Below are 14,826 nucleotides of genomic sequence, written 5' to 3'. Positions count from 1 at the left end.
CAACTGGATTCAAGGAATTATAATTGTATAAAATGTTGAAATTATAACAAAATTATTGTGATTTTTTTATATTTATTATACTATCTACATATGCATAAATGGTTAGATGATTATCTGGTAAAGCCACAGCTTAGCTTTACGTCAGATCGTATTCATTCAAAAGGAGCGTGAAAGAATGAACGGATTTAAAGTTCTGCAGGTCAGGCAGAGTGTTTTTGCGGACAATGATCGTCGGGCCGAGGAGCTGAGGCAGGAGTTAAAAAAACAAAAGGTCTTTCTACTGAACCTGATGTCAAGCCCCGGCGCGGGAAAAACCACCCTTCTGTCCCGAACCATTGAAGCATTGGACGGAAAGCTGAAGGTGGGTGTGATGGAAGCGGATATTGATTCGGATGTGGACGCCAAAACCATCGAAAGCTTCGGCGCGAAAGTGATTCAGCTGCATACGGGCGGTATGTGCCACCTTGACGCAGACATGACCCGGCAGGGGCTTGAAGCACTTGGGACCGACGACGTGGAACTTGCGATTTTGGAAAATGTGGGGAATCTCGTCTGTCCGGCGGAGTTCGATACCGGCGCGGTGAAAAACGCAATGATCCTCTCCGTGCCGGAAGGGGACGACAAACCGCTGAAATACCCCTTGATTTTTTCTGTGTGCGATGTCGTAATCATCAATAAAACAGACGTCCTTCCATACTTTGATTTTGATATGGAAAAATGCAGCGCGAATATCCGGATGCGCAACCCGAAGGCAAAAATCATCCCGGTATGCGCGCGTACGGGAGAGGGAATAGACAAGTGGATCGACTGGCTGTGCAATGAGGTAACGGCATGGAGGAGCCCGTAAACGATACCGGTAACATTCTGAATGGAGGGAAGCAACAATGGCAGAATTAAGACCGAAGATTGTAAAGCTTGCGAAAATGGTGGGCGGCATTGCAGGGGCGATGAATAAGATAGACGAAAACACCCCCGAATATTATTCACTCAATGCTGTGGTAACGGATGACATGGCTGATGTGGCGCTGGCAATCGGGCTGCGTAAGCCGCGTACGTTCGAGTATGTCGTTGAAAAATGCGGCAAGTCCCGCGAAGAGACACAGAAGCTGCTGGATAAACTGGCGGAAACCGGTGTTTGTAAGGTTTGGACGGAGAAGGACGGCAAGGACCGTTACTTTGTGAATATTTTCGCGCCCGGCATGCTTGAGATGATGGTAAATAACCGCGAGCAGCTCGCAGCTCATCCGGAAATCGGCAAGGCGTTTGAGGAATACACCCGCAGGCGGCTCGCGCCGATGGCACCGCTCTTTCCGGAAGGACTTGCCATGATGCGCGTAATCCCCGTTGAAAGCGCAATCAAGGACATTCCCGATACGGAGCCGTGGGAACACCTTTCCTATTACCTTGACAAATATGATACATATAGTGTTTCGGACTGCTCTTGCCGGCAGTCCCGCCGGGTGCTGAACGAAGGTTGCGGTCATCTCGAAAAAGAAATCTGCATCCAGATGGGGACCGGCGCGGAGTATTATATTCGTACCGGGCGCGGGCGGCAGGTCAGCCGTAAAGAAGTCGAAGAAATCCTCAAATTTGCCGAGGACAACGGTTTGATGCACGAGATGCCTCATACGGACGGACTCGGCGAATCTGCGGCAATCTGCAACTGCTGCGGCTGCGCCTGCTTTTCCATGCGCTTAGCAACGCTCTTTAATACGCCGGATGGGATCCGCTCCAACTTCACCGCCGTATCCGACCCGGAAAAGTGCGTTGCCTGCGGCCAGTGCGTGGAAAACTGTCCCACCAATGCGCTCCGGCTAGGGCAGCGTTTATGTGCGAAAAATCCCGCGCCTGAACATAAGGTTCATACGGCGCGGAACCATGTCTGGCGCGAAACGAACTGGAACAAGGACTACCGCGAAAACCGCAAGGATGTTGCGGAGGAGGGAACAGCTCCCTGTAAAACAGCCTGCCCTGCCCATATTGCCGTTCAGGGATATATTAAGCTGGCGGCGCAGGGCCGTTATAGAGAAGCCCTGGAACTGATCAAGAAAGAAAATCCTTTCCCGGCTGTTTGCGGCCGTATCTGCCCGCACGCTTGTGAAAGCGAATGCACCCGTGGCAACATAGATGAGCCGATCGCCATCGATGAAATCAAGAAGTTCATTGCGGATAAGGAGCTTGAGAGCTCCTCGCGTTACATACCGCCCATGCGCTATCATCTGGGCAATAAAGTTGCAATTGTAGGCGCCGGCCCGGCGGGCCTTTCCTGCGCCTATTACCTTGCAATTGACGGTTACCGCGTTACCGTCTTTGAAAAGCAGGAAAAACTGGGCGGTATGCTCGCACTAGGAATCCCCTCTTTCCGTCTGGAAAAAGATGTGCTGAACGCGGAGATCAGCGTTTTGCGTGACATGGGTGTAGAGTTTAAAACGGGCGTCGAGGTCGGCCGCGACATCACGCTTGACGAGCTTCGACGCGAAGGCTACGAAGCGTTTTACCTCGCCATCGGCGCGCAGGGAGGAAGAAAGCTCGGTGTTGAGGGCGAAGACGCACAGGGCGTGATTTCCGGCGTCGATTTCCTGCGCGAAGTCAACCTTGGGCACGAAGCAAAGCTTTCGGGCAAGGTTGTGGTCATCGGCGGCGGCAACGTGGCGGTTGACGTGGCGCGCACCGCTGTGCGCGAAGGGGCGGACTCCGTGTCCATGTACTGCTTGGAAAGCCGCGAGGAAATGCCCGCGCTTGACGACGAAAAAGAGGAAGCGGAACGTGACGGCGTTGTGTTTCACAATAGCTGGGGGCCGAAACGTATCCTTACAAAAGACGGGAAAGTAACCGGTGTGGAATTCAAGCGCTGTGTTTCTGTTTTTGACAAAGATCACCGTTTTGCCCCGCAGTACGACGAAAAAGACACAATTACTGTCGAGGCGGATACGGTGCTACTTTCCATCGGCCAGTCCATTCAGTGGGGCGGCCTGTTGGAAGGCAGCAAGGTGAAGCTTGGAAGGGGAAACACCGCGCAGGCGGACGGCCTTACCTTCCAGACGGACGAACCGGATATTTTTGTGGGCGGAGATTGCTACACGGGGCCGAAATTCGCGATTCACGCGATTGCGGCCGGAAAAGAGGGCGCGATTTCCATTCACCGCTTTGTGCAGCCCGGGCAGACGCTGACGCTTGGGCGTGACAGGAAAGAGTACCATGCCTTTGATAAATCGAATATTGACCTGTCGAATATCAGCTATGACATGACGCCGCGCCAGCGTGCCGGACATTCCCCTGTAAAAAAAGATAAATTTGCAGATGACAGGCTGACCTTTACAGAGGAACAGCTGAAAAAGGAAACGGAGCGCTGCCTTGGCTGCGGCGCGGTGCAGGTGGATAGCTATATGTGCGTTGGATGCGGCATGTGCACGACAAAATGCAAATTCGACGCCATCCACCTTGAAAAAACCCGCCATACCGTGCCCGGCTTTTACGAAAAGCTGCCCGTTAAAATTGCGGGCAACGCCATTCGCCGCAGCGGAAAAATCGTTGCCACAGCGGTAAAGGAAAGGCTCGGAAAGGACTGATTTCATGCATGAACTCGGGATCATCAGTGCGCTTGTCCATACTGTGGAGGGAATTGTGCGGGAAGAAGGGCTGACCGAAGTCGAAAAGATCGTGATCGAGGTCGGAGAGCTTTCCGGTATTGTCCCTAGCTATTTGGAGCAGTGCTATCCCGCCGCCGTTTACAAAACCTTTATGGAGAATACGAAACTGGAGCTTGTTGTTGTGCCGGGCATTGTTAAATGCCGCGGGTGCGGACGGATTTTCAACGCCGCGGCGAATGATCTGCAATGCCCCGGATGCGGCGGCCAGGATCTGGAGATTCTTGAGGGCAATGACATGATCGTCAGAGAAATCGTCTGCCGCTAAAAACAGATGGTATATTTTATTTTATAAAGGAGGAGTTTGCTATGTTTGTGTTTTATGAAGGTGTTCCGACCATATTGGTGCTTTTAGTCTGGCTTTGTGTTTTCGTAAGCCTCTTTGCGCTCAATGAGGTGACCCGCCGATACAAATGGGTCGGTTTCAGTTTCTTTGTGATACTGCCAATTGTGCTTACGGTAATGTGGCTGACAGTTTTCCGCGACAGCGCATATATGGACTGGTTCCATCTGGCGAAAGTCTATTCCGCAACGGCCGGCAGCATCGGTTTCTGGTGTATCCGCCATGTGAAAGGGCTTTCTCAAAACAAGGCTGCCCTTTGCTTCCCTCCGCTCATTCTCGCGATCAATATCTGCGAAGCGGTAACGCGCGACTTTCAGGTCGGCCGTTACACTACCCCAGTTGTTGAATATGCCAACAATCAGATTCAGTATTACATCGGCGGTTCATGGAACTATATGAACGGAATCGCCGGAATTCTGAATATCATTACCATTACCGGCTGGTTTGGAATCTGCATCCGTCAGGAGACTGAAAAAGATAAGAGCCGCGATATGCTTTGGCCCGATATGCTCTGGTTCTGGATTATCGCCTATGACGTATGGAACTTTGCCTATACGTACAACTGCCTGCCGACACATGCATGGTACTGCGGCTTTGCGTTGCTTCTTGCGCCGACGCTTTGCGCATTCACAGTCGGAAAAGGCGCATGGCTCCAACATCGCGCGCAGACGCTGGCCCTTTGGTGTATGTTTGCCCAGACCTTCCCTTCTTTCCAGGACGCCAGCAAGTGGATGGTGCAGTCTACTGCAAGCCATGACATCGCGCAGGCCGCTATGCAAGAGGGGCTCCTTGCGGCGGACGGCTACACAATGCAGGCGGCGCCCGGCATCTACACGGTTGCTTCCGCTTCGCCGGACACGACGGCACTCTTTATCTGGAGCCTGATGGCGTTGCTCATCAATGTGGCGGTCTTTGTTTACATGATAGCCCATGTAATCAAGACAAAACGCAATCCGTATACCTCGGAGCTTTACACAGACCTTACGGCATACAGCAATATTAAAGACCTTGCCGCTTAAATGCTAACCGTAAAAAGCGCGGGAAGTCCGGATTTCCGGGCTTCCCGCGCTGCAATGAAAACCGGGAGAATTTTGGATTGACATTGCTGCCTCTTGATGATAGAGTTAATTTCAATGGAATTTTGTTGTGGAAATCATTTGGAGGGTAAAGGTTATATGCTTAAAAAGCTGACAGAAAGGATATACTTTCTTCCGGGGGAAAAAAGGACGGACAGGCCTTATTTGTATTATATAAACGGGGATACGATGAGTCTGGCGGTTGATGCGGGAAATTCAAAATGGCATGTGGAAAAATTCTATCATGAATTAAAGGAGCATGGTTTTCGGAAACCGGCGTATACCGTTCTTACACATTGGCATTGGGACCATACGTTTGGAATGCATGCAGTCACCGGGAAAACAATCGCATCTGTTTTAACAAACCAAAAGCTCAGGGAAGTCCAAAATTGGGAATGGACGGAACAGAAAATGCGGGAGCGGGAAGAACGCGGCGAAGACATTGCTTTTTGTAATCAATGTATTTTGTGCGAATATGAAAATCTGGGGGACATCACCGTTATTCCGGCGGACATTGAATTAAAAGAAAAAGTGGAGATTAACCTCGGGGGGATACATTGCGTGCTGGAACCGCATGATTCCACACATTCCAGGGATTCGCTCTTTCTTTATATCCCGGAAGAAAAAGTTCTTGTTGTCGGCGATTCGGACTGTGAGGATTATTATGGCGACGGCAAGTATGACCGGGATCGATTACTGGATTTGATCGCCTATATTAAATCATTCGATTTTACAACCTATTTAATCGGACATGATGTGCCCCGGAGCCGGAAAGAAGCGATGGACTTTTTGCATTCACAGCTTGAAATGGTGTCGGTATAGAACGGGCGCATCCGGAAAGACCAGCATATGCGCGAAAAGAAGATGATAGTTGACAATTTCCTATTCTATGCTATTATAAATAATGACAAAAGAATAGATGGAAAAACATTGACAGAGACAGTAGGCTTTCATTAAAAATCACAGCGAACCGGGGGGAGTGCAAGCCCGGCATGAGTAGATGAATTCGGAAAATCCCTCTGGAGTTGCAAGCTGAAAGGCACAGCCGAGTAAGTGAAGCCGGCTTTCCGCCGTTATCGGGAAAACATATGGTGGTATGTAAATAGGTGGTATAACAAAGTTTCGTCTTTGTCCTGTGAATACGGGGCAAAGACTTTTTTCTTTTTTAGGCAGCAAAGAATGCCAAACCAATACGAAGGATCGGAGATTGCAGTATGTACAAAAAAGTATCAACAGACTTGAATTTTGTTGAACGCGAAAAAGCGGTAGAAGCCTTTTGGGAAGAGCATCATATTTTTGAAAAAAGCCTTTCCCTGCGGAAGGACGGTAAGTCCTATATCTTTTTCGAAGGCCCGCCGACGGCCAATGGAAAGCCGCATATCGGTCATGTTTTAACCCGCGTGATTAAGGACCTTATCCCGCGCTACCGCACCATGAAGGGGTATGAAGTGCCGCGCAAGGCTGGCTGGGATACCCATGGCCTTCCGGTGGAGCTGGAGGTTGAAAAGCTTCTGCATATAAACGGCAAGGAACAGATTGAGCAGTACGGGCTGGAGCCGTTTATCAAACAGTGCAAAGAGAGCGTGTGGAAATATAAGGGTATGTGGGAGGATTTTTCCCGCACCGTTGGTTATTGGGTCGATATGGACCATCCGTACGTTACGTACGATAATGATTATATTGAGTCGGAGTGGTGGGCGCTTAAGCAGATTTGGGAAAAGGGCCTGCTCTATAAAGGCTTTAAAATCGTGCCGTACTGCCCGCGCTGCGGAACGCCCCTTTCCAGCCATGAGGTAGCGCAGGGCTATAAAAACGTAAAGGAAAAATCTGCGATTGCAAAATTTAAGGTGAAAGACGAAGATGCGTATATCCTTGCCTGGACGACCACGCCGTGGACGCTGCCTTCTAATGTGGCGCTCTGCGTCAATCCCGATGAGGCGTATGTGAAGGTAAGCTGCAACGGGGAAACCTATTATTTGGCGAAGGAACTCGCACCCACCGTCCTTGGCGAAGAATTTACCGTATTGGAAACCTATACGGGAAAAGAACTGGAGTACAAGGAATACGAGCCGCTTTATCGCTTTGTGAATCCGGATAAAAAGTGCTGGTATGTCACCTGTGACCGTTACGTAACCTTGACGGACGGTACCGGCGTGGTTCATATTGCGCCCGCCTTTGGTGAGGACGACGCAAACGTCGGCAGAATTTATGATCTACCGTTTGTGCAGCTTGTGGACGGCAGGGGGCAGATGACGGAAGAAACCCTTTGGCCCGGCGTTTTCTGCAAGGACGCTGACCCGAAAGTTTTAAAGGATCTGAAAGAGCGGGGCCTTTTATTCTCCGCTCCAGCTTTTGAGCATAGCTACCCGTTCTGTTGGCGATGCGACACGCCCCTCATTTACTATGCCAGAGAATCATGGTTTATTAAAATGACAGCGGTCAAAGAGGATTTGATCCGCAATAACCATACGGTAAACTGGATTCCGGAAAGCATCGGCAAGGGTCGTTTCGGCGATTGGCTGGAGAATGTGCAGGATTGGGGCATCAGCCGCAACCGCTACTGGGGTACGCCGCTGAATATCTGGGAATGCTCCTGCGGGCACCGTCATGCTGTCGGCAGCATTGAGGAACTGAAGGAAATGTCCACGAACTGCCCGGAAGACATTGAGCTCCACCGTCCGTATATTGACGCGGTTACCATTACCTGCCCGAAATGCGGCAAGCCGATGAAACGTGTTCCGGAGGTAATCGACTGTTGGTTTGATTCCGGCTCCATGCCGTTTGCGCAGCATCACTATCCGTTTGAAAATAAGGAATTGTTCCACCAGCAGTTTCCCGCGGATTTCATCTCCGAAGCGGTGGACCAGACAAGAGGCTGGTTCTATTCCCTTATGGCGATTTCCACGCTTCTGTTTAATAAGGCTCCGTTTAAAAATGTCATCGTGCTGGGGCATGTGCAGGATGAGAACGGGCAGAAAATGTCCAAGTCCAAAGGGAACGCGGTTGATCCGTTCGACGCGCTGAAAACCTATGGCGCGGATTCGATTCGGTGGTATTTTTACAGCAATTCCGCTCCATGGCTTCCGAACCGGTTCTACGCGAAGGCGGTGACGGAGGGACAGCGCAAATTCCTGTCCACCCTGTGGAACACCTATGCGTTCTGGGTTTTGTATGCCGATATCGACAAGTTCGACGCAACCAAGTACAAGCTGAACCTGGAGAAGCTGACCGTAATGGATAAATGGCTTCTCTCGAAGCTCAATACGCTGGTTCTGGATGTCGACCGCTACCTTGGGAATTATCAGATTCCGGAAACGGCTAGAGCTTTGCAGAGCTTTGTGGAAGAAATGAGCAACTGGTATGTACGCAGAAACAGGGAACGCTTTTGGGTGCAGGAAATGACGGAAGATAAAATCAACGCCTATCTTACCCTGTACAAGGCGCTGGTTACGGTTGCCAAAGTCGCGGCGCCAATGATTCCATTTATGTGCGAGGATATTTATCAGAATTTGGTGCGCACGGTGGATCCCGATGCACCGGAGAGCGTCCACCTCTGCGATTATCCGGTTGCCGACGAAAGCCTTATCGATAAAAAGCTAGAAGAGGACATGGAAGAGGCCGTGCAGGTGGTAACCCTTGGCCGTACGGCCAGAAACGCGGCCAGTCTCAAGAACCGCCAGCCGCTTGCAAACCTGTATATCTGCGCAGCGCATGATGTTGGCCCGCTTTACCATGAAATTATCCGGGAAGAGCTGAATATTAAGAAAGTGCATTTTGAAGAAGACGCTTCCCGTTTTACCGCATACCTTTTTAAACCCCAACTTCGGACTTTGGGACAGAAATACGGGAAAAAGGTTAATGCGATCCGCACCGCCCTGCTGGAGCTGGACGGCAGCAAAGCGAAGAAAGAGCTTGACGCCAACGGCTATTTGGCCCTGCAGATTGAAGGGGAAGAAATCCGCCTGAGTCCGGATGACTTACTCATTGAAACGGCCAAGAAGGAAGGCTTTGAATCCGCGTCCGACAATGGAATCACCGTTGTGCTGGATACGGTGCTGACGGATGAATTGGTGGAAGAAGGCTTTGTGCGCGAAATCATCAGCAAAATTCAGTCCATGCGCAAGGAAGCGAAATTCAATCTGACCGACCATATCATCGTCTATGCAACCGGAAGCCAAAAAGTGGCGGATGTTATGGCGAAAAACCGGGAAGCGATTCAGCACGATGTCTTGGCGGATGAAATCCGCCTGAATGAAATGGACGGTTTCCGCATGGAGTGGAATATCAACGGCGAGGAAGCTGTTTTCGGGGTAAAAAATAAAAATGAAGTGCTTTGATTTTGAAAGCTGCGGTTTTCTTTTCGGCCCCATTCCACCTCTTGCTTTTTGAAGATTTAACCCGCACAATATAGTGATTTATTTCATGCTGTCAGCCTGCTGGTAGGAACCGCCCTTTCCGGATTTTACCCGGAGGGGCGGTCAGCTTTTTATGGAGAGAATTGTGTGTAGGCTATAGATTTATTTCAATAACAAAGCCCCCGTCAGGATGGTATCTGACGGGGGCTTGTGTTTTCCCACTTGGAAAAAATATCAAATTCTTCCCTTGCTGGCACACTATTATTATAGATATTTTTCTTGTTATTATACGTATCTTTTTTTTGCGGACAGCAGAGAATTTTAGGAAAATAGGATCCGTTCATTTTTTATGGTTCTTTTTTCTTTATTTTGCGGCTTTATGCGCAAAATAATAAAATCGAATTGCTCCCGCAAGGCCGATTACGGTAATTCCTGCGAGTATGTAATAGGCTGTGCCAAAATTGAATTTTCCTGTGATTGTTCCGGTAATCACAGGGAAGGCAGTCATCCCAATCGCATAAACCGCCTGATAAAAACCCATTGCTGTCGAGCTCTTTCCTTTCGGGATTTCCTTCATGGCTTCACTTGTACAGAAGGAGAATAGAATTCCGGTGGAAAGCCCGGATAAAATCTGCACCGCATAAATCCATTCCACCGTCGGAAGATTCGGGGTGAGGACGCAATACGCCGCAAGGCAAAGCATAATGGCAGGTATCCAGATACGGGCTCCCGTTTTCTGCGCTGCTTTTGAAGCGGTGAAATACGAGCTGATTACAGCGGTCAGAATATAAATTATGCAGCAGATGCCGATCTGAACGCTGTTAGCTCCCCGGGACTGCGCAATTTTGGTGGTAAAGGACATGGAAGTGGAAAGCTGTACGCCTTGCTGAATGAGGGCAAGCAAGGAAAATAGAATCAGCCGCTTGTTGAAGTAGACCTCTACCAGTTCCTTTACGGGAAGCGCTTCTTCGTCCGTGTCCGCTTCCTGAATAAAGAAAGACAGGAAAAATGCGGGGATTGCAAGGAGGAAGCTTAAAGTGCAGAGCAGGTGCATTCCGTATTTTTCATGAAGCAGAGTACCGGTCAGAAAGCCAATAAGAATCCCAAAATTGTTTGCACCAACCGCTAATCCGGAGGCCTTTTGAAGCTCCTCCTTATCATAATATGTAAAAAACAGGAGCATGAATGAAATCCATGTGGCGGATGCGCAGCCCGAAAGGATGCTGCCAATCAGGTAGCCCCATTCATTCGGAAGGAGAATCCGGAACAAAGAGGCGGTGCCGGCCAGCAAAACGCCGAGCAAAATAAAGGGCTTATGCCTGGCTTTCCGGTCAGCCATCAATCCGGCTGGCATTCGCAAAGCGAGCTGGGAAAATCCGTAAGCACCTACAATTAAGCCGATCAGCGACGGGGCAGCCCCAATGGATGACAGGTATGTTGCCTGATAGGGAATATAAACATATTGCGAAAACCAGAATACAGCGATCACGGTCAGTAATAGCAATTTTTGCCGCTTATTTGATTGAAGCATGAGAACATCCCTTCCATACGGTTCATTTAAAGAGAGAAATGAGGAAAAGGGAGACTATTCCATTGGCGAATAGTCTCCCTTTCCTTTATAATTAGGGGATTGGAAAAAGAATAGGCTTATTGGTTCGTTATTGCATGGGAAATCAGATGGTTCCGTCCCATGTGCTTACATTTGTGGATTTGCTCTCTTCTTCGTCAAACCAGCGGGTAGTAACAACCTTGCTTTCCGTAAAGAAGCGGAAGCCGTCTTTTCCAAGGCAGTGCAAGTCGCCGAAGAAAGACTTCTTATGGCCTGCAAACGGGAAGTACCCTACCGGTACCGGGATACCAACGTTTACGCCGACCATGCCGCCGTCCGTATGGCGTGCGAATTCTCTGGCATAGTGGCCGTTTTGTGTGAAGATAACGGAACCGTTTGCGAACGGATTGGCGTTCATGATCTTAAGGCCTTCTTCAAAGGTCTTTACCCTTTTTACGCAGAGAACCGGCCCGAAGATTTCGCGGTCGCCGATTGTCATGCCGGGCTTTACGTTATCGAAAATGGTCGGCCCAAGGTAGAAGCCGTTTTCATAGCCTTCAACCGTCACATTTCTGCCGTCAAGAACCAAGTCTGCGCCTTCGTCAATACCCTTCTGAATCCATTTCAGGATGGACTGGCGGTGCGCTTCGTTGACCACAGGACCGAGTTTCGTGGATTTATCATAGGCCGGACCGACTTTAATTTGCTTGGCTTGTTTTACAATTTCGGCAACCAGTTTGTCAGCAATGCCTTCCTGTACAACAATAACAGGGAGAGCCATGCAGCGTTCGCCGGCGCAGCCGTAAGAAGCATTGATAATGCCGGCCGCCGTTCTCTCAATCGGAGCGTCGTTCAGAACAAGTGCGTGGTTTTTCGCTTCGCACAGGGCCTGTACACGTTTGCCGGCAGCAGCAGCGGTTGAATAAATGTGGAGACCGACTTCTGTGGAGCCAACGAAAGTGACGGCTTTAATATCCGGGTGCGTCAGAAGGATTTCCGCTTCATGGCGGGAGCAGGTAACAATGTTAATAACGCCGTCCGGCAAGCCGGCTTCTTTGTACAGTTCGGCAAAACGGAGCGCGGACTGCGGGGTAAAGGTAGCCGCTTTCAGAACGATGGTGTTTCCGCAGGCGATGCAGATCGGGGTCATCCAGCCCATCGGAATCATGGACGGGAAGTTAAACGGAATGATTCCGGCGCATACGCCGAGAGGCTCGCGGTACAATACGGTGTCGTATCCCTTGGAAGTGTCCATCAGGCTTTCGCCCATCATCAGGGAAGTTGCTGAAATAGCCTGTTCCGTGCCTTCTTTTGCCTTCAGAACGTCGCCCTGTGCTTCCGCCCAGTTCTTTCCGTTTTCCTTTGCCACCAGATAGGTAAGCTCATCCATGTGCTCTACAATCAGCTCGCGCATTTTAAATAAGATTTGTACGCGTTTTGCAACCGGGGTTGACGACCAGCCCGGGAATGCCGCTTTTGCGCTTGCAACAGCCTGTTCTACTTCATCCGGTGTGCAGCAGGGAACCTGGGCAATCACTTCGCCTGTGCTCGGGTCATAAGCATCGCTGTATTTGGAAGTTTTGGACTCCACAAATTCACCGTTAATATAAGGCTTTAGTTTTTTAACTTCGCTCATTACATAGCTCCTCCTTCAGAATGATCAAGTTTTGAGTATGTTGACAACTTTTAGGTTCATTATATCCTGCCTCGAACCAAAAGTCAAGAATTATTCAAAACTTATTCACTTTTTTTGAGAGCCTTGTTGAAAAAGCAGAAATATGACAATTGATTATGATATCAGAAAATCGAAAGCTACTTTGCAATGAGGATTCTTCCCCCGTGGTCCTCAATATAGTCGCAGATATCTTCCGGCGGATATTCGTCGGTGATCAGCGTATTTATTTTGCTGAGATTACAGTACGTAATCAGGGACACCACCCCGCACTTGCTGCGGTCCGCCAACAGGAATACCTGCTGGCTGCGCTGCACGGCCATGCGCTTGATATCCGATTCCAGAGGTGAGGAATTCGTGCAGCCGCTGGCGATGGAAAATCCGGTGGCCGCCATGAACGCCTTGCTGATATTGTAGTTTTGCAGAACCTGGGCGGCGCTGGATCCGGTAAAGGACAGCGTTTTCCGGTTCAGCGTGCCGGAAAGTGAGATAATGTTCAGATTGTTGTAGGGGATTGCGTGAATGATGATTTCGACATTATTCGTCAGAATGGTAACTTCCTTCTTGGTTCCGATATGTTCGATGATCGGGAGGGTTGTTGTGCCGGAGTCAATAAAGATGATGTCCTTGTCTTCCACCAGTTCTGCCGCGGCCGCCGCAATGCGCTCTTTTACTTGCTGATTGGATATGTTCCTTTCTTCGAAAGGCGTCAGCTCTTTTTCCGGAAGCACCGTAACGCCTCCGTAAATCTTCTTGATGTCGCCGTTTGCGAGGATTTCGCTCAGATCTCTCCGAATTGTGCTCTTCGAAATCTTGAAATTATTGCAGATTTGATCTAGTGTAACGGTTTTGTTTTCGTAAATGTACTCCTTGATTTCTTCTATCCTTTTTGATCTCATAATATAGCTCCTTATGAAATGATGAAAAACAAAAGGCATTACAGCGATAATTCGGGTATTACACGCACAGATTTCATTCCTGTGAAATGAATATATCGTTGTTTGTATTATAGTAAAGTTATTCAAAATTTGCAACAGTTTTTCAATTTAATATTCTGACGATATTCCGCTATCGAATAATAGAAAATTTATAAATCCTGTGCCCGAAGATAAAATTTGAATATTTTGATAAAGTGTAATTAGAAACAAGCACTAAATATTAGACTATTGTCAGTTTTTGGAGCGAAATTATTCTTTGATGTGCTTTTTGCACAAAAAAATAAAATATTTTAAAAATAACTATTGAAAAATTTAAAAGCATATGATAACATATAGTCAAAAATTGACCAAAACGTTACAGAGAGAAGGACGAACATGTCTATCTGCTATATGAAAGAGCTTTTAAAAGAAGCTGAGAAACAGGGCAGGGCGGTCGGGGCCTTCAGCGTGGGAAACATGGAAATGATCCTCGGCGCGGTAAAAGCTGCGGAAGAGCTTAACACGCCGATCATTCTGCAGATTGCCGAAGTGCGGTTGCCGCACTCCCCGCTGCACCTGATGGGGCCGATGATGGTGAAAGCGGCAAAGGAAGCAAAAGTGGATGTTGCGGTTCACCTTGACCATGGGTTGAAAATAAGTACTGTAAAGCAGGCGCTTGATCTTGGCTTTACTTCCGTCATGTTTGACGGTTCACGGTATGACCTTGCGGAAAATATCCGGCTTACGGCGGAAGTTGCGGCAATGGCTTCCCGCAGCGGGGCGACAACGGAAGCGGAACTCGGAGTGGTGGGCGGCAGCGAAGACGGCAGCGAGAATCATGAAATTGTCTGTACGGATCCGTTGGTTGCGAAACGCTTTGTAGGCGAAACCGGTGTGGACGCGCTTGCGGTTGCAATCGGCAACGCGCATGGGCATTACGTGGCGGCACCGAAGCTGCGGTTTGATATCCTGAAACAGATAGCGGATGCGGTCGGGATCCCGCTGGTGCTGCATGGCGGCACCGGTATTAGCCCTGAGGATTTCCGCAGATGCATTACCTTGGGAATACGGAAAATCAATATTGCGACAGCAAACTTTGACGCACTTACGGAAGAGGCCGGATTTTATTTTCAGGAACCGGGCTCACACAATTACTTTAAATTAAACGAAGCAATGGTGCGCGGCGTTTATAAAAATGTAAAACGGCACATTCAAATCTTTAATAATCAGATGCCGCTTGATCAAATAGAAAATGCTTGAAAGGAAC

At 49.1% G+C, this 14,826-nt stretch carries 10 protein-coding genes; 7 read left to right on the top strand and 3 right to left on the bottom strand.

What is annotated here, in order from left to right; translation table 11 throughout:
- Nucleotides 1-175 precede the first annotated feature (175 nt).
- The 6 genes from hypB to ileS all read left to right on the top strand — a co-directional run bounded on the left by hypB (nt 176) and on the right by ileS (nt 9,403).
- Complete coding sequence (gene hypB / locus P9B68_RS07780) at nt 176-847, top strand: hydrogenase nickel incorporation protein HypB (protein ID WP_135656436.1); 672 nt, start codon at nt 176-178, stop codon at nt 845-847.
- 37 nt (nt 848-884) lie between these two features.
- Nucleotides 885-3,569, top strand: a complete 2,685-nt coding sequence (locus P9B68_RS07775; RefSeq protein ID WP_135656437.1) for an FAD-dependent oxidoreductase — start codon at nt 885-887, stop codon at nt 3,567-3,569.
- 4 nt (nt 3,570-3,573) lie between these two features.
- Nucleotides 3,574-3,915: a hydrogenase maturation nickel metallochaperone HypA/HybF gene (locus P9B68_RS07770; protein WP_135656439.1), complete on the top strand. Its 342-nt coding sequence runs from the start codon at nt 3,574-3,576 to the stop codon at nt 3,913-3,915.
- Nucleotides 3,916-3,956: 41 nt separating this feature from the next.
- Nucleotides 3,957-5,009: a DUF5692 family protein gene (locus P9B68_RS07765; RefSeq protein WP_135656441.1), complete on the top strand. Its 1,053-nt coding sequence runs from the start codon at nt 3,957-3,959 to the stop codon at nt 5,007-5,009.
- Between the two features lie 156 nt (nt 5,010-5,165).
- A complete protein-coding gene (locus tag P9B68_RS07760) occupies nt 5,166-5,888 on the top strand; it encodes an MBL fold metallo-hydrolase (protein ID WP_135656443.1) in 723 nt (240 codons plus the stop codon).
- 392 nt (nt 5,889-6,280) lie between these two features.
- The gene (gene ileS / locus P9B68_RS07755) at nt 6,281-9,403 is read left to right on the top strand and encodes an isoleucine--tRNA ligase (protein WP_135656445.1); all 3,123 of its coding nucleotides are present in this window, start codon (nt 6,281-6,283) and stop codon (nt 9,401-9,403) included.
- A 382-nt stretch (nt 9,404-9,785) separates the two neighbouring features.
- Here the strand turns inward: ileS and P9B68_RS07750 are convergent, their stop codons facing one another.
- From P9B68_RS07750 to P9B68_RS07740, 3 genes are all read right to left on the bottom strand, one after another.
- Nucleotides 9,786-10,952 (bottom strand): MFS transporter, encoded by a 1,167-nt coding sequence (locus P9B68_RS07750; protein ID WP_135656447.1) that lies wholly within the window; start codon nt 10,950-10,952, stop codon nt 9,786-9,788.
- A gap of 142 nt (nt 10,953-11,094) precedes the next feature.
- The gene (locus tag P9B68_RS07745; RefSeq protein WP_135656449.1) at nt 11,095-12,606 is read right to left on the bottom strand and encodes a CoA-acylating methylmalonate-semialdehyde dehydrogenase; all 1,512 of its coding nucleotides are present in this window, start codon (nt 12,604-12,606) and stop codon (nt 11,095-11,097) included.
- 176 nt (nt 12,607-12,782) lie between these two features.
- Complete coding sequence (locus P9B68_RS07740) at nt 12,783-13,580, bottom strand: DeoR/GlpR family DNA-binding transcription regulator (RefSeq protein WP_277668808.1); 798 nt, start codon at nt 13,578-13,580, stop codon at nt 12,783-12,785.
- Nucleotides 13,581-13,955: 375 nt separating this feature from the next.
- Between P9B68_RS07740 and P9B68_RS07735 the strand changes: the two genes are divergently transcribed.
- Nucleotides 13,956-14,819, top strand: coding sequence for a class II fructose-bisphosphate aldolase (locus P9B68_RS07735; protein ID WP_135656454.1), 864 nt, complete (start codon nt 13,956-13,958; stop codon nt 14,817-14,819).
- Nucleotides 14,820-14,826 lie beyond the last annotated feature (7 nt).

The organism is Caproiciproducens galactitolivorans (assembly GCF_029266045.1).
Classification (GTDB): Bacteria; Bacillota; Clostridia; order Oscillospirales; family Acutalibacteraceae; genus Caproiciproducens; species Caproiciproducens galactitolivorans.
This window is presented reverse-complemented; position numbering and strand designations above follow the sequence as displayed.

What these genes read in the sequence shown, in the direction of transcription:
- P9B68_RS07765 (WP_135656441.1), top strand. Translation starts at nt 3,957, where the DNA reads ATGTTTGTGTTTTATGAAGGTGTTCCGACCATATTGGTGCTTTTAGTC.
- P9B68_RS07750 (WP_135656447.1), bottom strand. Translation starts at nt 10,952, where the DNA reads ATGCTTCAATCAAATAAGCGGCAAAAATTGCTATTACTGACCGTGATC.
- ileS (WP_135656445.1), top strand. Translation starts at nt 6,281, where the DNA reads ATGTACAAAAAAGTATCAACAGACTTGAATTTTGTTGAACGCGAAAAA.
- P9B68_RS07775 (WP_135656437.1), top strand. Translation starts at nt 885, where the DNA reads ATGGCAGAATTAAGACCGAAGATTGTAAAGCTTGCGAAAATGGTGGGC.
- P9B68_RS07735 (WP_135656454.1), top strand. Translation starts at nt 13,956, where the DNA reads ATGTCTATCTGCTATATGAAAGAGCTTTTAAAAGAAGCTGAGAAACAG.
- hypB (WP_135656436.1), top strand. Translation starts at nt 176, where the DNA reads ATGAACGGATTTAAAGTTCTGCAGGTCAGGCAGAGTGTTTTTGCGGAC.
- P9B68_RS07760 (WP_135656443.1), top strand. Translation starts at nt 5,166, where the DNA reads ATGCTTAAAAAGCTGACAGAAAGGATATACTTTCTTCCGGGGGAAAAA.
- P9B68_RS07745 (WP_135656449.1), bottom strand. Translation starts at nt 12,606, where the DNA reads ATGAGCGAAGTTAAAAAACTAAAGCCTTATATTAACGGTGAATTTGTG.
- P9B68_RS07740 (WP_277668808.1), bottom strand. Translation starts at nt 13,580, where the DNA reads ATGCCTTTTGTTTTTCATCATTTCATAAGGAGCTATATTATGAGATCA.
- P9B68_RS07770 (WP_135656439.1), top strand. Translation starts at nt 3,574, where the DNA reads ATGCATGAACTCGGGATCATCAGTGCGCTTGTCCATACTGTGGAGGGA.